Annotated in this window: 17 protein-coding genes; 9 read left to right on the top strand and 8 right to left on the bottom strand. The window is 65.6% G+C overall.

The window, feature by feature from the left end:
* The 3 genes from Q0139_RS00585 to Q0139_RS00575 all read left to right on the top strand — a co-directional run.
* On the top strand, positions 1–259 hold a 259-nt coding region (locus Q0139_RS00585), incomplete at its 5' end, for an antibiotic biosynthesis monooxygenase (RefSeq protein ID WP_298015924.1).
* Between the two features lie 70 nt (positions 260–329).
* Entirely contained in the window at positions 330–1,145 is an 816-nt protein-coding gene (locus Q0139_RS00580; protein WP_298015922.1) for a DUF1206 domain-containing protein, read from the top strand.
* Positions 1,145–1,567: a DUF202 domain-containing protein gene (locus Q0139_RS00575; RefSeq protein WP_298015920.1), complete on the top strand. Its 423-nt coding sequence runs from the start codon at positions 1,145–1,147 to the stop codon at positions 1,565–1,567. Before Q0139_RS00580 ends, Q0139_RS00575 begins: the two co-directional genes overlap by 1 nt.
* A gap of 207 nt (positions 1,568–1,774) precedes the next feature.
* On the opposite strand, the gene Q0139_RS00570 is transcribed toward Q0139_RS00575, so the two are convergent.
* The 4 genes from Q0139_RS00570 to Q0139_RS00555 form a co-directional block, all read right to left on the bottom strand.
* Complete coding sequence (locus Q0139_RS00570; RefSeq protein WP_298015937.1) at positions 1,775–3,163, bottom strand: UdgX family uracil-DNA binding protein; 1,389 nt, start codon at positions 3,161–3,163, stop codon at positions 1,775–1,777.
* 167 nt (positions 3,164–3,330) lie between these two features.
* Positions 3,331–4,566 (bottom strand): putative DNA modification/repair radical SAM protein, encoded by a 1,236-nt coding sequence (locus Q0139_RS00565; RefSeq protein ID WP_298015918.1) that lies wholly within the window; start codon positions 4,564–4,566, stop codon positions 3,331–3,333.
* Positions 4,567–4,883: 317 nt separating this feature from the next.
* Positions 4,884–5,717, bottom strand: a complete 834-nt coding sequence (locus Q0139_RS00560; protein WP_298015917.1) for a hypothetical protein — start codon at positions 5,715–5,717, stop codon at positions 4,884–4,886.
* A 99-nt stretch (positions 5,718–5,816) separates the two neighbouring features.
* A complete protein-coding gene (locus Q0139_RS00555) occupies positions 5,817–7,073 on the bottom strand; it encodes a S8 family serine peptidase (RefSeq protein WP_298015915.1) in 1,257 nt (418 codons plus the stop codon).
* 109 nt (positions 7,074–7,182) lie between these two features.
* Between Q0139_RS00555 and Q0139_RS00550 the strand changes: the two genes are divergently transcribed.
* Both Q0139_RS00550 and Q0139_RS00545 read left to right on the top strand, forming a co-directional pair.
* A complete protein-coding gene (locus Q0139_RS00550; protein ID WP_298015913.1) occupies positions 7,183–7,671 on the top strand; it encodes a sigma-70 family RNA polymerase sigma factor in 489 nt (162 codons plus the stop codon).
* Positions 7,671–8,411 carry a hypothetical protein gene (locus Q0139_RS00545; protein WP_298015912.1) on the top strand — a complete coding sequence of 247 codons (741 nt, stop codon included), beginning with the start codon at positions 7,671–7,673 and terminating at the stop codon, positions 8,409–8,411. Before Q0139_RS00550 ends, Q0139_RS00545 begins: the two co-directional genes overlap by 1 nt.
* A 2-nt stretch (positions 8,412–8,413) precedes the next feature.
* On the opposite strand, the gene Q0139_RS00540 is transcribed toward Q0139_RS00545, so the two are convergent.
* Both Q0139_RS00540 and Q0139_RS00535 read right to left on the bottom strand, forming a co-directional pair.
* Positions 8,414–10,195 carry a cyclic nucleotide-binding and patatin-like phospholipase domain-containing protein gene (locus tag Q0139_RS00540; protein ID WP_298015910.1) on the bottom strand — a complete coding sequence of 594 codons (1,782 nt, stop codon included), beginning with the start codon at positions 10,193–10,195 and terminating at the stop codon, positions 8,414–8,416.
* A gap of 239 nt (positions 10,196–10,434) precedes the next feature.
* Entirely contained in the window at positions 10,435–11,703 is a 1,269-nt protein-coding gene (locus tag Q0139_RS00535; protein WP_298015908.1) for a PepSY domain-containing protein, read from the bottom strand.
* Between the two features lie 149 nt (positions 11,704–11,852).
* Between Q0139_RS00535 and Q0139_RS00530 the strand changes: the two genes are divergently transcribed.
* Genes Q0139_RS00530 through Q0139_RS00515 form a run of 4 tightly spaced genes read left to right on the top strand, consistent with a single transcriptional unit; the run spans position 11,853 to position 14,212 of the window.
* Positions 11,853–13,427 carry a sodium:alanine symporter family protein gene (locus Q0139_RS00530; RefSeq protein ID WP_298015906.1) on the top strand — a complete coding sequence of 525 codons (1,575 nt, stop codon included), beginning with the start codon at positions 11,853–11,855 and terminating at the stop codon, positions 13,425–13,427.
* Positions 13,424–13,558 carry a hypothetical protein gene (locus tag Q0139_RS00525; protein WP_298015904.1) on the top strand — a complete coding sequence of 45 codons (135 nt, stop codon included), beginning with the start codon at positions 13,424–13,426 and terminating at the stop codon, positions 13,556–13,558. Before Q0139_RS00530 ends, Q0139_RS00525 begins: the two co-directional genes overlap by 4 nt.
* A 57-nt stretch (positions 13,559–13,615) precedes the next feature.
* Entirely contained in the window at positions 13,616–13,891 is a 276-nt protein-coding gene (locus tag Q0139_RS00520) for a type II toxin-antitoxin system RelE/ParE family toxin (protein WP_298015902.1), read from the top strand.
* A gap of 15 nt (positions 13,892–13,906) precedes the next feature.
* The gene (locus Q0139_RS00515) at positions 13,907–14,212 is read left to right on the top strand and encodes a HigA family addiction module antitoxin (protein WP_298015900.1); all 306 of its coding nucleotides are present in this window, start codon (positions 13,907–13,909) and stop codon (positions 14,210–14,212) included.
* A gap of 178 nt (positions 14,213–14,390) precedes the next feature.
* Here the strand turns inward: Q0139_RS00515 and Q0139_RS00510 are convergent, their stop codons facing one another.
* Positions 14,391–15,437, bottom strand: coding sequence for a phytase (locus Q0139_RS00510; protein WP_298015898.1), 1,047 nt, complete (start codon positions 15,435–15,437; stop codon positions 14,391–14,393).
* A 155-nt stretch (positions 15,438–15,592) separates the two neighbouring features.
* On the bottom strand, positions 15,593–18,433 hold the full coding sequence (locus Q0139_RS00505; RefSeq protein WP_298015896.1) for a TonB-dependent receptor: 2,841 nt from the start codon (positions 18,431–18,433) through the stop codon (positions 15,593–15,595).
* Between the last annotated feature and the right edge of the window lie 219 nt (positions 18,434–18,652).

Here is an 18,652-nt window from a genome sequence, read left to right as displayed (position 1 = left end):
GCATGACGAAATGCTCCGCCTCAGCCGCGAGCATTGTGTGCGCTCGCGCGCCGAACCGGGGTGCGTGGCGCACAATGTGCATGTCGATGCCGAGGATGGCAGCCGCATCGTGTTCGTCGAATATTGGCGGGACGAGGCGGCGTTGCGGGCGCATTTCGCGGTGCCGGAATCGCGCGCCTTTGCCAAGGCGCTCGGCGGGCTCGCGGCGGCGCGGCCGGAGATGACGGTCCATCGCGCCGAGCAAGTCGACCTCGCCTGACGCTCAATCCGATTTCGGGAACCAAATCCGTACCTTGCGCGCTTCTCCTTGCAACAGGAGGAATTCGCACATGTCCGCATCGAGCCGCGTCACGCGCGTCGAAACATTCGCCCGGATCGGGTTTCTGGCGCGCGGGGTGGTTTATATCCTGCTCGGCTATTTCGCGCTGAGCACCGCCAATGCCGACGGGCCGACCGGCGTGCTGCAGGAGATCAGGGACATGCCGGCGGGCACGATCCTGCTGGCGCTCGTCGGCATCGGGCTGGCCGGTTACGGCATCTTCCGGCTCTACGGCGCGGCGATCGATATTCAGGGCGACGGCTCCGGCGCCAAGGGCGCGGGCAAGCGGATCGGCCATGCGGCGAGCGGCTTCGCGCATCTGTTCCTTGCCTGGTACGCGCTGAGCCATGCCTTCGGGTCGGGCGGCAGCTCCGGCGGCGGATCGGGAAGCGGCGGCACCGAAGAGCAAGCCGCGAGCTGGCTGCTCTCGCTTCCGTTCGGCGAAATCCTGCTCGCCCTGATCGGCCTCGGTTTCCTCGCCGCCGCGCTCAATCAGGCCGTGAAAGCCTATACTGCCAAGTTCATGTTCCGGCTCGACGCGGACGCGCCGCACGCCGCGAAATATATCGGCCGTGCCGGCTACGCCGCCCGCGCGGTGGTCTTCTTCGTGCTCGGCTGGACGGTGGCATCGGCCGCGCTGGCCGGCCGGGCGAACGAGGTCGGCGGGATCGGCGAGGTGCTGGCGACGCTGCGCGACACCCAGTGGCTCTATATGGTCGTCGCGATCGGCCTGCTGCTCTTCGGCGTCTACAGCCTGGTCATGGCGCGATACCGCCGGATCCGCGACGAGGACGTGCTGCAACGCCTGCGCGCCGCCGCCCATTGATGGCCGGCGAGGAACGCAGCGACAAGGACGGCAACGAGCTCGCCGAGGACCGGACGAAGCTCGCCGACGAGCGGACCGAGTTCGCCGAGGACCGGACGCTGATGGCGAACGAGCGGACCTTCGCCGGCTGGATGCGGACCGGGCTGGCGGGCGTCGGCATCGGTCTCGGCTTCAATGCGTTGTTCGGCTCGCTCCAGCCGTGGTGGCTGCCGCGCGCGATCGCCACGGCGTTCATCCTGATTGGGATCTTCATCATGTTCGCGGCGCAGCGCAAGGCGGCCCATGTCTATGACCGGCTTACCTGTCACAAGGCCGAGCCGATCGGCGGGGTCAATATGCGGATCACCGCCGGCGTCATGATCGCGGCCAGCGCTGCGCTGGTGGCCGGGATGTGGATGATGGAGGCGGGCCCGGCAGGCTAGCGCCGGCTCGCCCGTGGCGGCGAAATATGCTATGCGAGTCGCAGCCGGTGGCGGTTAGGTCCGTCCCGGAAATCGACGGGGCCGCAGGCCCCGCCCGGCCTCTCCGCCGATACGGCGCCGATCGTCCAGACCGCGCCGCGACGGAGGGGCTTTTCGTTGGGCCGGAAGCGGATGCGCAGGCCGGCGCGGCCATTCCCACTGTCGCCTTTACGCCGCCAACTCCCGCGCGAGTTCCAAGTCGCGCACGAATTTCTCCCGCTCGATCCTTTTGCCTTCCTCGTCCGGCAGGCGGAGAAGGAAGCTGGGGTGAACGGTGACAACGAGTTTTGCATCGCCCGCATAGTCGAGCGGCTGGCCGCGCCACTGGGCGATCTTGAGCGGCTTGCCGGCGAGGGCGCGGGCGGCGCTACTGCCGAGCGCAACGATCACCTTGGGCTCCACCAGGAGCCGTTCCTGGTCGAGCCACCAGCGATGCATGTCGATCTCGCCCGCCGTCGGCGTCTGGTGGATGCGCCTTTTGCCGCGCTGCTGGAATCTGAAGCGTTTGACGGCATTGGTGACGAAAGCACGGTCGCGATCGATCCCGGCTTTCTCCAACGCCGTGTCGAGCAACTGGCCCGCCGGACCGACGAACGCCCTGCCCTCCTGGTCCTCGACATCGCCGGGCTGCTCGCCAACGAAAAAGAGCGGCGCACCGACAGGGCCCGCGCCCGGTATGAAGCGATCCGAAAAGCCCTTGCGCGGCAGATCGGCCTTGGCCATCGCCTCGTACAGTTCTTCGAGCGAACCGAATTCCGGCTTTGCTTCGATCTGCGTCTCGCCGACGAACAGCCCCGGCGCTTTCTTTTCTTCGAGCATTTGCTGCGTCCTTCCGGCCGATGAACGGGCGAGCGGCGCGATCAGCTCCGCCTCGGGCAGGTTCTTCCAATATTTCACCGGCATCTCGGCGCGCATCGCATCCATCTTCAATCGTGCGGGGTTGAAAATATGGCCGTAATAGGCGCGCCATTCGCCTTCGACCGCATCCTCCCCCGGCACATCGGCGCGCGATCCGCCCGGCCCCGTCGCCAGCGCCTTGCCGTCCCAGGCGATCGAGGCTTCGGGCGTCACGATCAGCCAGTCCATGCCGGTGAAACGGTTGCGGAAGAAGGGCGCGACGGCCTCGGTGATATGATGGTCGGGTTCGAACCAGGCGACGAACCGCTCGCGCGCCGCTTGCTCGCCGACCTTCCGGAAGCGCACGAAAGCGTGCATCTTGTGAATGTCGCGCCGCACCGATTTGGCATAGGCGTTCAGGCGCTTGATGCCGGAATCGGCGGGGTTGCGGTGGAGCTTTGGCTGACGCTGGGCGCGAAAGACGATGTCGTAAGCGAGCGCGAACCGCTCCTCGTCGCGGTGGAGCAGCGCGGTTTCGATCGTCGTGAGCAATTCCTTGGCGATACGCAGCTTCGCACCCGGCATGGGCGGCGGGATCGCGCCGTCTCCCTGCGCCAAAAGATCGCCGGTCGCCGCGCGGCCCTCGACGTCCCAAATGACACGGTCGGGCGCGACTTCCGCCGCCAGCAACGCCCGCGCCTTGTCGCGCCATCCGGCAATGTCGGTTTCGGAGGCGAGCGTGATGCGAAGGAGTTCTCCTCCCTTTGTCCCGTCACCCTGAACTTGTTTCAGGGTCCACTCCTCCTCTCGGACGGATGGTACGGATTGAAGAGTGGATGCTGAAACAAGTTCAGCATGACGGTTGAGACTGGAAGCGGCCCCACCCATCAGAACAGCTCCATTTGCTCCGCCGGCGGCGTCAGCCTTGCGCGCAGGCTGAGCGAATCGAGCCTGCCGCCCGGGTGCCAGTCGGCCAGCGTTACGAAGGGCAGGATCTTGCGCACCGATTGCACCAGCCGCTCGAGATCGCCGAGCCGCAGCGCGCCGAAGCGCCGGGCCGAGAGGATCTTGCCGATCCCCTTCGTCCCCAGCCCCGGCACGCGCAGCAGGGTTTCGCGATCGGCGCGGTTGAGGTCGACGGGAAAGCCGCCGCGATTTTTGAGCGCCCAGGCGAGCTTTGGGTCGATGGCGAGATCGAGATGGCCGCCCTCCCCGCCTTCCAGTATCTCGCCAACCGTGAACCCGTAGAACCGCAGCAGCCAGTCGGCCTGGTAGAGCCGATGCTCACGGATCAGCGGCGGCGCGGCGACGGGCAGGCGCGACGAGGCATCGGGGATCGGGCTGAACGCCGAATAATAGACGCGTTTGAGGCCATAGCTGCCGTAGAGCCCCGAACTCGTCGTCAGGATCTTGGCATCGTTCGACGGATCGGCGCCGACGATCATCTGCGTGCTGTGCCCGCCCGGCGCGAAGAGCGGCGCCTTGCGGTTCGCCTTGCGCTCGACCTTTGCCTCGCCGATCCGGTGGCCCAAGGTCGCCATCGTCTTGCGGATGCGCTTGCCGCTCTTTTCGGGCGCATAGGCCGCGATCGCCCGGTCGTCGGGCAGCTCGATATTGATCGACAGCCGGTCGGCATATCTGCCCGCTTCCGTCATCAGGTCGGGATCGGCCTCGGGGATCGTTTTCAGGTGGATATAGCCGCCGAACTTGTGCTCGACGCGGAGCTTGCGCGCCACCTCGACGAGCTGCTCCATCGTCCAGTCGGGGCTGCGAATGATGCCCGAGGACAGGAACAGGCCTTCGATATAGTTGCGCTTGTAGAAATCGAGCGTGAGATCGACGACCTCCTGCACCGTGAACGTCGCGCGGCGCACGTTGGAGGACGTCCGGTTGATGCAATAATGGCAGTCGAACATGCAGTAGTTCGTCATCAGGATCTTGAGCAGCGAGATGCACCGCCCGTCCGGCGCATAGCTGTGGCAGATGCCCATCCCCGTCGTCGAACCGATCCCGCCCGATTTGAGCGAGTTGCGCTTCACCGACCCCGAAGACGTGCAGGACGCATCATATTTCGCCGCATCGGCAAGGATCGCGAGCTTTTCGGAACGGGAGAGAACGGCCATTATGTTCCTGTTATGTTCGCTCTTGGCCGGACCGTCAAGCCAATGTATTGCCGACGGAATTCAGCAGGAGCGGCTGGCCGGGTCCGAAAAATCGCCGCGCCGGATCGCCGACATCAGCGCGGCGAATCGCGGCTTAGATCATACCGACACGCTGAGGGCGATAAGCAACCTAGAGTCGGGGGCAGATGTAGCGTGGGCTGAATGGCCATGCCGAACCGCTGCTGCTCTGCTGTCGATGCCCCGCGCGGGATGGAGAAAGCCCCGGGCTGACGCAACGCGCCCCGGGGCCTCCTCCACTATCACAGGATACCGTGGATCTAGTTGTTGTCCTGCTGCTGACGCCGGGCTTCGCGGCGCATTTCGGCGCGGGTCATCGTCGAAACGAGCGTATCGCCCGAAACACGAAAATTGCTCGCGTCGATCATCGCCAGCCGGTCGCCCGTCTGGACGATCACGCTGTCGACAAAGCCTTCGCCATCGGCCCGCAGGCCGGCGACGGTACCGATCGCCCGGCCGCGTGCATCCTCGACCGCCATGCCGGGCGCGACCGAAGCCGCGCCGGCGGCGTCGCCCGCCGCACTGCCAGCGGCGTCGAATGCGCCGCCGCCAGCCGATCCCGAAGCGCTACCCGAACCGCTGCCCGAAGCCGAACCGCTGCCCGGGACGAGGCCGCCGGCCGCCGAGGCCGCGCCGTTCGCGGCGCCGCGTGCCTCTCCCGCAGTCTGCCGGACATTGCCGACCGTGCGGCCGACCGTGCCGCGCAGCGCGTTCGTGCCGGGGCCATCGGCGCTCGCACCGGCGCTACCGCGGCCCTGGGCATCGGCGGCGCCGCCGAGCCCGGCCGAACCGAGAGTCGAGGAGGCTGCACCGTCGACGCTGCCGGTCAGCGATCCTTCACCTTCGGCGCCGGCGCTCGCGCGGCCTTCGCGCATGTCGAGGCTGCGATCGACGCGCAGCCGGGCCGTCGAATCGACGGTTGAACGGATCGTACCGCGGGCGCGGCCGATCGGATCGCCGGCATTGCCCAGCGTTCCGCTGACGACACCGCCAAGGCCGCCGCCCACGCTACCGCCGAGCAGCTGCGCCGGAGCGGGCGAGGCCGCAAACGCGATCGCAGCGATGGCGGTCGAGAAAAAAACTGTCTGTTTCATCGGTCGTCTCCTTGTCCGTTTCGCAAGGCCGTTCGGGGCCTTCATGGCGACAACGAGACGCCGCGCCGGTTTAATCCGAATAACCGAAAAAAATTTCTGTCAGTCCGAATTCCGGCAGTTTCCGCAGATCAGCCCGCGCCCATAGACATCGTCCGGTCCTCGTTCGCCGAGATCCTGAGCTTCGGCGTCGAGCCGCGCGCGGCTGCCGAGCGCGGCCAGCCGCCCGGCGACGAGCGGCGCGGCGAACGAGGTGCCGCGCACCCGCCGCGCGCCGCCGCGGGCCGAAGCGGCGCGCATGTCGGCGCCGGGCGCGGCATAGTCGAGATGCGCCGCGCGCCCGGCTTCGGGGAGGACGCGGTTGCGTCGATCGACACCGGTCACGGCGATGACGCCGGGAAAGGAGGCGGGATAGGAGGACGGCGCGGCGGGCCCGTCATTGCCGACGGCGGCGACGAAGAGGATCCCCCTCGCCCGGGCACGGCGGACCGCCTCGCCGACGAGCGGGTTGGCGGGGCCGGCGATGCTCAGCGTCACCACGGGAACCCGGCGCTGCGCCATCCAGCCGATCGCCCGCGCGACGGCGCTCGCGCTGCCGCCGGCGGGATCATTGCCATAGATGTCGGCGACGAGCAGCGCCACGCCCGGCGCGCCGCCATCGATCGCACCGCGCCCCGCAGCCAGCGAGGCGACGGCGGTGCCGTGTTCGCTCGCAATGGGCGCGCCGCGCGCGAAGCCGCGCTGCTCGACCCCGCCCGAAAGCGATGGATGACGCGCCACCCCACCATCGACGATGCCGATCGCCGGACGGGAGACCGTGCCGCCCGCCAATGCCGACTGCGCCGCGATCGCGAGCGATGCCGTCCCGCTCGTGAAATAGATATGGTCGGGCGCGGCTTCGCCGCCGAGGCCGAGCATCTCCAGCAGCGCGCCGGCTTCGTCGACCGACAGTCCTTCGGGAATGCCGAGCCGGACATAGGCGATATCCAGACCTTCGATTCGCTCCTCCGATAACAGCCTGAACCCGGCCTCACGGGCACGGACAAGGCCCTCCTCCCCGGCATCCAGCGCGAGGATTTCGCCGCGCACCGCCGGGCCGTCCGCGCTCATTTCGAGCGCGCCACCGCTGCGGCGGACATGGCGGCGCAGGCGCGAAAGCCGCTGCCGCACCAGCCGCCGGGCGGCGCGGCCGGTTTCATCGGCAGTCCGGCGGACATCGCGCAACGCATCGTTACCCAGCCGATCGACCGTGTCGAGAATATCGCCGACCGGAGGCACGAGCTGCGCCTGCACGCCCGGGCCGCAAGCCGCTGCCGCCAGCACCGCGAGTGCCAATTTGAGAGACATGAACCGGATCATCTTCGCCTTCCTTGCATTTTTTTGCTTGCCCCTGGATTAAACGCATGGACCGGGCCGTTTACTCCCTGACAGGCGAAGACCGGCGGGAAAATGGTGGGAGACTGTGTTTTTGCGGGCTTTCGAACGCAACCTGCTGGAACTGCTGCCGCGATTGCGGCGCTTCGCCCGTTCGCTGGCGCGCGACGCGGCGGATGCCGACGATCTATGCCAGCGGACGATCGAACGGGCGCTCAAGTCGCGCGAACAATGGCAAGAAGGCACAAGGCTGGATTCATGGATGTACCGGATCATGCGCAATTGCTGGATCGATGAAACCCGGGCCCGGGCGCGGCGCGCGAAGACTTTCGCGTCCGAAGAGGCCGGCGCCGATATCGGCACCGACGCGCATCGCGATATCGAGCGCCGCGCCGAAATGGCCGATATCGGACGGGCGATGGAGCGGCTCACCGGCGATCAGCGCGAGGCGGTCGCACTCGTGCTCGTGGAGGGGCTCGCCTATAAGGAAGCGGCCGAAATTCTGGATATTCCCATCGGCACGCTGACCTCGCGCCTGACACGCGGCCGCCGGGCGCTGGCCGAAATGCTGGAGGCGGCGTGATGGCCTGGTCGGACGAAGAGCTGATGGCCTGGCTCGACGGCGAATTGCCCGAGACCGAAGCCGCGCGGATCGCAGCCGCGATCGAAACCGATGCCGCGCTCGAGCGGCGGATCGCGGCGCAGCGCAGCCTGAAGCAGAAACTAGAGGCACATTACGGCCCGGTCGCCGGCGAACCGGTGCCCGAACGGCTGCGCGCCATGCTGGAAGCCGGCACGCCGGAAGAGGCCGGTATCGTCGATTTCGCCGCCGCCAAACGCGATCGCGAAGAACGCCGTGTTTCGCGCCCGAACTGGGGCATCCCGCAATTGACCGCGATCGCCGCCAGCCTCGCCATCGGACTGTTCGCCGGGCAGGCGATGCTCGGCGGCACGGGCGGCGGGACAGGCGATCCGCTCACACTCGCCGCCGGCGACCCGCTTTCGCGGGCGCTCGACACGCAGCTCGCCGCGACGCAGTCACGCGATGCGACGATCCGGATCGGCATCAGTTTCCGCGACGAGAGCGGCGACTATTGCCGCTCGTTCGAATCGCCCGAACTCGCCGGCCTGGCATGCAAAGCCGGCGGCGAATGGCGTCTCGCGCTTGCCGTGGAACGGGAATTGCCGGCCGGCGAGCCCGACTATCGCCAGGCGGGATCGGGCAACCGGGTCGTCTTCGAATATGCCCGGTCAGTCATGGCCGGCGCGCCGTTCGACGCCGATGCGGAACGCGCCGCGCGTGATGCCGGATGGGGGGACTGAACCTAGGCCGCCCGCATTTCCTGCAGCTTTTCCTGTTCCTGGATCCGCGCCGCGACATAGCGGCGGGCGTCTTCGGACACTTCGGTGCCGAGGTGCCAGTCGAGGATCTTCATCGTCTTGGGGATCGGCGGCACGAGGAGGACGTCGGCATCGTCGAGGCTCTGGCGGACCGTCGAGGCGCTGGTGACGACCATCGATCGCGACATGATGTCGACGAGGCTGGGGAATTCTTGCTGCGGCTTGCGGCGGAAGATGATATCGCGGAACAGCCGCCATCGGCCGCGCAGCGAGCTGTATTTGGTATCGCGCAGCCGCCATTCCTCGCCCGCATCGTCGCGCAAATTAACGACGACGTTCGGCCCGGCCTTGCTCGCGCGCATGATCTTGACGGGTACATTGTCGAGCACGCCGCCATCGACGAGAACGTCGCCGTCATCGGTGATAAAGGGCGGCAGGATCGTCGGCAGCGAGCCCGAGGCGCGCACCGCGTGCCAGAGCGGCCCGCGGCGGTGGACATAGACGCTGTTGGTCGTGAGGTTCGTCGACACGCCGAAGAAATTATACGGCAGGTCGGCAATGTCCTGTTCGCCGTAACGCAGCGTCAGCTGTTCGTCGAAAACGCGCGGATCGAGGATCGAATGCACGGGGAAAGTCAGGCGCTTCATCGCCTTGGCCTTGATGAACATGTCGTACATCTGCTGCAGCGTGTCTTCGGGCGTCAGGCCGCGCGCGATCGCACCGCCCATCGCCGCCCCGGCGCTGGTGCCGCCGTAGAAATCGATCGGGATGCCGTTTTCGATCATCCCCTGCATCACACCGATATGCGCGCAGCCCAGCGCGCCGCCGCCGGCCAGCACGACGCCGTTGGCGCGGCCGCACAGGAAACGGCCGACCCTGGCAAAGGCCTCGTCGCAATCGAGCGGGACATGATGATGCAACTTGACGTTGCGGCTTTCGAGCCAGCGCAGCGAGCCGTTGATCGGCTGCTCGCGCCGTTCGCGCCACAGGACGAGCGTCCGGTTGGCACGCAGGAACAGCGGGATGGCATAGTCTTCCAGCTCGCTGCGCCCGCATTCCTCGCCATAAAGCGGCGCGACGATGACGAGATCGTCGCCATTGCGCGCGATCTGCTTGTTCCACCGTTCGTCGGGCCCGGCGACGAGCAGCAGCCGCTGCCCGCTCCGCTCCATCTCGCCGAGCCAGCGGCCGAAGGATTCGCCGTCCGCCGGAAGGCCCTCGGGCCGATCGTCCACGGTCAGCATCCGCGTGTCGCAATCCTTGGCAATCTCGCGCCGGATCCGCTCGACGAAATCGCGCGGGAATTCGGTGCCCGCCGCCGGGATCATCGTGATGACGGTTGCGGGTTTCGCGTCCATCGCACGCGAAAAGGCGGTGGCGCGAGCGAGGCGCCCCGACACCGCGGCGAGGATGCCGTCGGCGATCTTGGGATGCTGGGCGACGATCCGGTCGTAATCCTCGCGCGTCAGCGCCAGAACGCTGCTGTCGCGGCTGGCGCGGACATCGGCGGTGCGGGTGCCGCCGGAGAAGAAGGCGAGCTCGCCCACCGGTTCGCCCGCGCCGATTTCGGCGACGACGAGGCCATTGGGGAGCTGCACGTAGAAACGCCCGGTCGAGACGAGATAGAGCGCATCGGCCTCCTCGCCATAGCGGACGAGATAGTCGCCGCCGCGCACGACCTTGATCTCCGCCGCGCCTTCCAGCGCCGCCAGACCCGCTTCGTCGAGTTCGGCAAACGCCTCGACCTTCGATAATTCAGACGCCATTGCGGCCCCCTGCTCCCTGAAATTTCCGGCGCGACCCCGTGTTTATGGTCTTGCGTCTAGCGGAAAAATTCATGCGGTGGAACAGATGTAAATCCTCCCCGGAAAGGGGAGGGGAACCGCGCCCGCAGGGCGGGGTGGAGGGGCACCCGCCACTTCAGAGGATTCGCTATTGGACAAGGTGCCTCTCCACCATGCTTCGCATGGTCCCCCTCCCCGTTCCGGGGAGGATCCGCGCCGTCCTAGCTCAAAAACGCCACTTCGTTCGGCAGGTTGAAGCCGATGAGGACGAGCGCCACCGCCAGCAGCATGACGCCGCCGGCGATGCCGCGCCGTGCGCCGCGCCCGGCCCAGCGGATCGGGGAGTCGTCCCCGCCACCCGGCCTGCCAAATGCCGCGCGTTTCGCGGCGACGACCCCGCCCGACAGCGCCAGTCCCGTCAGCATCGCGCCGAACAGGAACCAGGCGGTGCGCGAGGGATAGCCGCCCCAATGGCCCATATGGATGGGATCGGCGGCCTCGGCGATCCGCCGGTGCAGTCCGGCCTTGCTGCCCGAATGGCGGAAGACGATCTCGCCGCTGGCGATATCGACGCCCATGCCGTTCGACTGCGGCCGGACGAGCAGCGTGCCGTCCTGCCCGTAAAAGACGAAACCGGCGCCGGACCGGCCCGGCCAGTCGATCCGCCGGATCGACAGATCGGGATATTCGGCGCGCACCGTCGCCAGCGCGCGCGGGAAGGCCGCCGCCGCCTCGTCATTCTCCGCCTTGCCGGGAAAGCCCATCTCTTCGAACTCAGGAGCTTCGCCGATCGTCACTTCGGACAGGTAGATCAGGCCCGTCCCGGCCATGACGATCCCGAAGGCGAGGCTCCAAGCGCCGAGCATTCGGTGGCAGTCGCCCCAGAAGACGCGCGCGCCCTTGCGTCGGCGGGGGATCGCGACGAAACCGCGCCACCATTTGCGGTGGAACAGCATTGCGGTGATCAGGCTGACGAGGAGCAGGATCGACACGGCCGAAACCAGCAGCACGCCATTATTGCCGGGCATGGCGAGACGCGAATGGACGGCGCGCAGGATCGACTTGACGCCGACCATCCCGCCGCGCCCCTGAAATTCACCCGTGCGGGGATCGAAATAATAGGTCGCGAGGCCACCATCGGCGCGGCGGACATAGGCAGTCGGCGCGAAGATCGCCGACGGTCCGGTCTCTATCGTCTCGATCGCCCCGCCCGGATCCTCGCGATCGGCAGCGGCGGCCGCTGCCGCGACGACGCGAGTCCAGTCGGTATCGTCGCGCGGCGTCGCGATCTCGGCGCGCATCTCGGGCTTCGCCAGCCAGTCGATCTCCCATGCGAACACCGCCAGCGTTCCCGTCGCGCAGAGAAAGGCGAGCACGAAGGCGAGGTTCGCGCCGATGGCACTGTGCAACCGGAACCAGAAGACCCTGCCGGCGGTTTTCCCGATATGCGCGCGCCGATCCGATTCGGCGACAGTGTCGACCCGATACATCCATCCGCCCTAGCATTTTGCAATTGCAAGTCAATCGCAATAATCGGCCCTCACGCATGGCGGAGGCGGGCTGTGCAGCGCTTGCGTTTACATCGCCCGCCGTTCCTTTAAACCGGCGCGCCGAGGGTTTCAGTACGGGGAGCATTGCCATGGCGACAGACGCGCCACCATCGACCGGCTTCACTGCCATCGTCGACAGTATCGAGAATGTCAGCGATCTGGTCTGGGCCGGAACGTGGAACGACGTTTCCATCATGCCCTTTCCGCCAATGGTGATCATTCTTCTCGGTGCGGGCCTGTATCTGATGATCGGCCTGCGCGGATATCCGCTCCGTAAGCTGTTCCCTGCCTTTGCAGGACTGTTCAAGAAGTCGGAGAAGGGCAAGGGCGAAATTTCCTCCTTTGCCGCGCTTTCAACGGCACTTTCGGGCCAAGTCGGAACGGGCAATCTCGCCGGCGTCGCAACGGCAATCGCGTTGGGCGGGCCGGGCGCCATCTTCTGGATGTGGGTTACGGCGATCATTGGCATGGCACTGGCCTTTGCCGAAGGTTCCCTCGCCATCCGCTTTCGCGAGACGACGGAGGACGGCCACTATCGCGGTGGCCCGATGAGCTACATAATGATCGGGTTGGGGCCGAAATGGAAATGGCTGGCGATCTTCTTCTGTCTCGCCGCGCTGTTCTCCGCGCTCGTCACCGGGAATGGCATCCAGGCCAACTCGGTTGCCGATTCGATAACCGAACTGACCGGGCTGCAGGAATGGATCGGCGGTCTGATCGTTGCCGTGGCAGTATTCATCGTCATTATCGGCGGAATCAAGTCGATTGGCTCGATCGCAGAGAAGGTCGTTCCCTTCATGGCTATTCTCTATATCGTGATGGCGCTGATCGCGATCATCCTGAACATCAATTACATCCCCGAAACCTTCCGCGAGATCTTCGCCGGCGCGTTCAGCACGACGGCGGCAGGCGGCGGCTTTATTGGTGCGGCGATGATCGTGGCGGTGCGAGCAGGCGTCGAGCGCGGCTTGTTCTCGAACGAGGCCGGTCAGGGTTCGACCCCGATCGCCCATGCCGTGGCGCAGACCAACGATCCGGCGACCCAAGGCCGCTTCGCGATGCTCGGCACGTTCATCGACACGGTCGTGATCTGCACGATGACGGCTCTCGTCATTCTCACGGTACAAGGGAACTTCCCATTCACCGGCAACGAGACCGAAGTGATGATGCAGCAGGTCTGGCAGTCCGACCTCGGCTTGGAAGAAAACGCCGGCTTCGCGACGACCTCCGCCGCATTCGCCACCGTCTTTCCCTATGCGGTGGGCGGAATCCCAATCGGCACGCTGATCGCTTCGCTGGCGCTGATTCTGTTCGTGTTCACAACGCTGCTTACTTGGAGCTATTATGGCGAGCGCGCGATCACCTTCCTTTACGATCAGTCGTCCAGTTCCTCCCTGCGCGGCGAGAAAGTGCTGCACATGATCTGGCGGCTGGTCTGGTGCGTCGTCATCTTCATCGGCGCCTTCCTTCCGCTCGACACGATCTGGCGTCTCGGCGGTATCGCTAACGCCGCGATGGCGGTGCCCAACATCATCGCCCTGCTCGCCCTGTCAGGCGTCGTGTTCGCGCTAGCCCGCGGCAACCGCACAGCAGGCAAGGACCATGGCCGCGAAACGCCGTCAGAACTGAGCGAGGAAATCAGCGGCGCACCCGGCGGACATTGAGGGGCGGTAGGCTCTCCGGCGTCGTCTTCGCCATCGCCAGGGGCAACCGCGCCGCCGGCAAGGACCATGGCCGCGAAACGCCGAACGAGTTCGTGACGGAGGCGACGATCGAACCGGGCGACGGGCGGTAGGCCGCCGACTGTCAACCAGAGGTTGACAACTACACCCTGTCACGTTATGCGTGACAAATGATCCGAAGCATTCGGCACAAGGGGCTGAAACGGTTTGCCGCGACCGGAGATCCGCGCAAGCTTTCAGTGCAGAATCCGGCACGGATCAGACAAATCTTGATGGCGCTCGACGTGGCAACAGCGCCGGACGACATTAACCTTCCCGGGCTCCGCTTTCACGCGCTCAAGGGAAAGCCGAAGCGCTATGCCGTGGATGCGAGCGGGAACTGGCGCATTACGTTCGGATGGGACGGGGAACATGTCGTCGATGTCGACTTGGTCGATTATCACTGAATGGAGAAGGCAATCATGTCCAATTCGATACTCGCAGGATTGCAGCCCATGCATCCCGGGGAATTTCTGCGCGAGACCGTGCTACCCGGCCTCGATGAGAGTATGACGGGCATCGCCTCGGCACTTGGCCTGTCGCGACAGTCGCTCTACCAGATCGTCAACGAGAAGCGGCCCGTTACTCCGCGTGTGGCCCTTCGCCTGGCCAAAGCATTTGGCAACAGCGCGGAATTCTGGCTGGACATGCAGGCGCGGTACGATCTGGCGATCGAGCGCGAAGAAGACGCCGAGGGATTGGCGCGGGTGCGTGCGCTCGCTGCCTGAATTCTGGCCGCGCTGAATTCGACACCGATCTATGGCGTGATGACATGTGCTTGTTTGAGTTCGTCATTGCGAGCGCAGCGAAGCAATCCAGAGCTACTGAGCGCATCGCCTGCGACTCTGGATTGCCGCGTCGCCTTCGGCTCCTCGCAATGACGATTCAGAGTGAAGTCATCGTACTCTAAAGCCCCAGCCCCTCCACGATCCGCCGCCAGTCGATCATCTTGAAGTTCTGCGTGCCGGCCGGGGTGGCGCCGTCCTGCACGACCATGATTCCGTTGGGCCAGGCCGGGCCAAGGCTCGCGGTCGTCACCTCGATCCCATCGGTTTCGGTCGTGCCGTCGATCGCGCTGCCATCGGCGGCGGTGCCGTCGGCGAGGTAGAAGCGGCCGGCATAGCCCAGATCGGCGAGCCGGTAGAGCGCATAGGCGCTGTCGCCCTGGCTCGAGACGACGAGATAGTCGGTGTCGCCCTCGGCCCCGCGCGCGATGGCGAGACCCTCTACATCGGGGACGAGGTTGCTGCCGTCTGCCGCGACAACGAGTTCGCCTGCACCGCTGTCGAGATCGAAGCGCCACACGCCCGCCGCTTCCTCGCCGACGTAAAGGACATTCTCGCGCGTATCGACGACACAGCCTTCGGGCTGGCTCGGCACGGTCATCGTCCGGAAGACGCTTCCGGATAGCTCGCCTTCCAGGGTCACGAGCACATCGTAGATGCTGCCCTCAGTCGTGTTGACGAAGGCGTGGAGCTGTCCGTTGGCCAGCCGCGCCATGCAGAAGCCATAGCCCTCGCCCGGCCCCGCCGGGATGCGGCCGATCGGCTCGAGCGCGATGGGATCGGTGTTTAGCCGGTACAGTGCGATATGCGCGGTTGCCATGTCGTTGCGGTCGCTGGCGCCGACGATGACCGCCTCCTCGCCGCCGAACGATATGCCCGTGGCAAGATCGACATTGTTGACGCGCCCGGCCTCGGCAAATGCCCGGACCGCGCCGTCGAGGCCGTAGACATAGAGCCCGGCCTGCTTGTCGGTGCCGATGATCAGGCTCGCCGCCGGATCGGCCGGATTGACCCAGATCGCCGGGTCGTCGGCTGCATCGTCGACGCTGCGGACATTGGCCGTCTGCGCCGAGGCGACAAGCGGCACGCCGCGCGCCGGATCGGGCGGCGGTGTCGTGGCGCAGGCACTGGCCAGCAGGGCCATGGCGGTTGGAATGATCAGTCGCACGCTTGCCTCCCTTGGGTCAGGCATAGAGCCAAAATTGGACGTCATTGCGAGCGAAGCGAAGCGATCCAGAGCTACTGAGGACAACGTTTGTGGCTCTGGATGGCCGCGTCGCCTTCGGCTCCTCGCAATGACGGCTTTGGCAACCCTGTTTACGATCAAAAATTCACCCGCGCCCCGAACTTCATCGTCCAGTCATACTCCTCATATTGCAGGAGCCGCCGCTGGCCGCCGAAATTCTGATAGGCGAAATAGGGCGCGTCGGTGATATTCACCCATTCCCAGAAGAGCTGGATATTCTCGGTCGCCTGGAAACGGACCGAGGCGTCGAGCTGGAAATGATCGTCGACATAGCGGTCGCTTTCGGCATCGCCGCCCAGCTCGTCGAGATAGATGTCGCGATATGTGCCGGCGAGGCGAAGGCTGATCGGGCCCTTTTCATATCCGAGCACGACGTTGAACGTGTTCTGCGAAGAGGCCGGGAGCGGGATGTTGCGGAGGTTCCCGTCCTCGTCGAACACCGTGCCGTTGGCGTCGGTATAGGTGTAGTTCGCCTGGAACAGCAGCCCGTCGAGCGGGCTCGGCAGGAAGGTGAAGGCCTGGCTGTAGCTGAGCTCGATGCCGAAGATATCGGCGCTCTCGCCGTTGATCGGAATCACCGCTTCGTCATAGGCGATGCCGTTATAGGTGCCGCCGTCATCGTCGAAGAAATCGACGATGAAATTGTTGATATCCTTGTAGAAGAGGTTCGCCGATATCGCGCCGTTCGAGGCGAAATAATATTCGACGCCGGCATCGAAATTCCACGCCTCGTAGGGCAGCAGGTCGGGATTGCCGAACTCGCCCTCGCGCTCGTCATCGTCATTCTGCTCGACCGCGAAACGCGGCGCGAGATCGCCGAGATTGGGGCGCACCAGGCTGCGATAGCCCGCGGCGCGGAAGACGAGATTGTCGATCGGCTCGAACCGGACGTTAAGGCTCGGCAGCCAGTCGGTATAGTCGCGCTCGAAATTGTTCGGCGTGACCACCACGATATCGTCATCGAGAACCATGCCGTTGAACGTCGCGCCTTCCTCGATCAGCTCGACGCGATTGGCGCTGATCTCGTTCTCGGTCCGCTCGACCCGGACGCCGCCGATGACGCGCAGCGTGTCGCTGTCCCACCGGCCGAGCAGATAGCCGGCATAGATATCCTCGTTGTTGCGATAGTCGCCGACGGCGGAATCGAACTGGCTGTCGATCGGCTGCAACTCGAACTGACCGAAATTGCCGGTGAAATAGTCGCGTGCGCCGCCATAGCTGGGCACAGGATCGATCGCGGCGAGACGGTAGGTCGACATGCCGAGCACATCGGCGAGCGTGAAGGTGCCGGTCGCGTCCTCGTAAAATTCGACATTGCCGTCGAACCGCTTTTCGCGCCAGCGCGCCTGGGCGCCGGCCTGGATCGTGAAGTCGCCGCTGCCCGCCGGGATCCGGTAGGCGACATTGCCGCGCAGCATGAACTCCTCGTCGCGCGCATCGGACAGCGCCGTCAGCTCGATCTCGTCGAGCTCGAACTCGGTGGGATCGTTGAACAGCGCGCCGCCGGAGATCACCGAATAGGCGGGGATTTGCGGGTCGCTATAATCGAAGCCGACGACGAAACCGTCGCCGTCGAAATCGCGCGCGAAGGTCGCCGGGTCGATCGAACCGTTCTCGAACTCCGACGAGCGCGACCAGCTGCCGGCCCAGTCGAAGGTCCAGGGGCCGGTCTCGGTCTCGCCGCCGATCGTCAGCGAATAGACGCGCTGCCGCTCGAACCGGTCCTTGATGTCGCGCTCGACGGCGATTTCCTCGTCGGCATCGGAGAATTGCACCTGGTTGCCCGCAACCGCCGAAACGGCGTCGAAATCGCCGAGATCGAAGATCAGCCGACGGCGATATTCCTGGTCGTCGAACTGGCTGAAGACGCCGCGAATATAGACGGTCGTGGTGTCGGAGGGGCGCATATCGGCGCTGAGCGAGGCGCTGATCCGCTCGCGCTCGACATCATAGTCGCGATATTCGAGATCCTGGGCATAGTCGTTGCCATTGTCGCCCGTGGTCCAGCTGTCGGCCTCGACATTGTCGGTCTCGAAGAAGCGCTCATAGTATGAGAACCCGCCCGAAATACCGAACTCGTCCGAAATCCGCGTCGAGAAATCGAAGCTGCCCTTGGGCGACAGATCGTCGCTGAGGCGGTTGTAGCTGCCCTCGATCCGCGCGGTGAGCAGGTCTTCCTGCCGGTCGAAGGCGCTGACCGTGTTGATCTCGATCGACGCGCCGATCGTGTCGGCGTCCATGTCCGGCGTCAGCGTCTTCCGGACCTCGATCGATTCGATGAGGTCGGAGGAAATGACGTCGAGCGCGACCGCGCGGATGTCGCTTTCGGGCGCCGGAATGCGCGTGCCGTTGATCGAGCTGCTGTTGAGGTTCGGGTCGAGACCGCGAACCGAGACGAAGCGCCCCTCGCCCTGGTCGTTCAGCACGTTGATGCCGGGCAGGCGGCGCAGCGATTCGGCGACATTCTGGTCGGGGAACTGGCCGACGGCGTCACGGGTCAGGACGCTGGTCGTGCCGTCCGCCTCGCGCTGGCGGGAGAGCGAACTCGACAGGTTGGCGCGCTGGCCGATGACGATGATCCCCGCATCGCTGGTGCCGAGCGCGATATCCGCAACGACAGTGCCTTCATCCGGGACGACGACTTCCTGCCGCACCGTCGCGGCACCGATATAGCGCGCCTCGATGGTATAGGTGCCGGCGGGCACGTCGGCGAAGCGATAGCTGCCGTCGCGATCCGATTCGGCGACGCGGTCGAGCTCGGCGATGCGCAGCTGCGCCGCCTGGAGCGAGCGCGTATCGGTTGCGTCGGTCACGGTACCGGTCACGGTTCCGGCAATGGCCGGCGCGGCAAGCGAAGAGGTGAGAAGCAATGCGGCAGCGAAACGCGCGCCGGTGCGGCGCGAGGCAGAAACGGTCATCGAAGCGATCCCCCATGTTGGATTTGCAGGATCGGTTAGGCGGGAAGCGTGACTCTTCGATGTGGCTATGATGAAAGGTTGGCGACACGGATGTGACGATTTTGCTGCGTTGCACAATGAGCACAAACCTCGCGGTGTGAGTTACAAGGTTCACGAGACTCTCGTCGTCATTGCGAGGAGCCGAAGGCGACGCGGCAATCCAGAGCCGCAAGCGATGCC

The sequence above is a fragment of the uncultured Parasphingopyxis sp. genome (genome assembly GCF_937129435.1).
In the GTDB taxonomy this organism is placed as follows: Bacteria; Pseudomonadota; Alphaproteobacteria; order Sphingomonadales; family Sphingomonadaceae; genus Parasphingopyxis.
The sequence above is the reverse complement of the archived record's forward strand: the minus strand, read 5'-3'. Positions and strand labels throughout refer to the sequence as shown.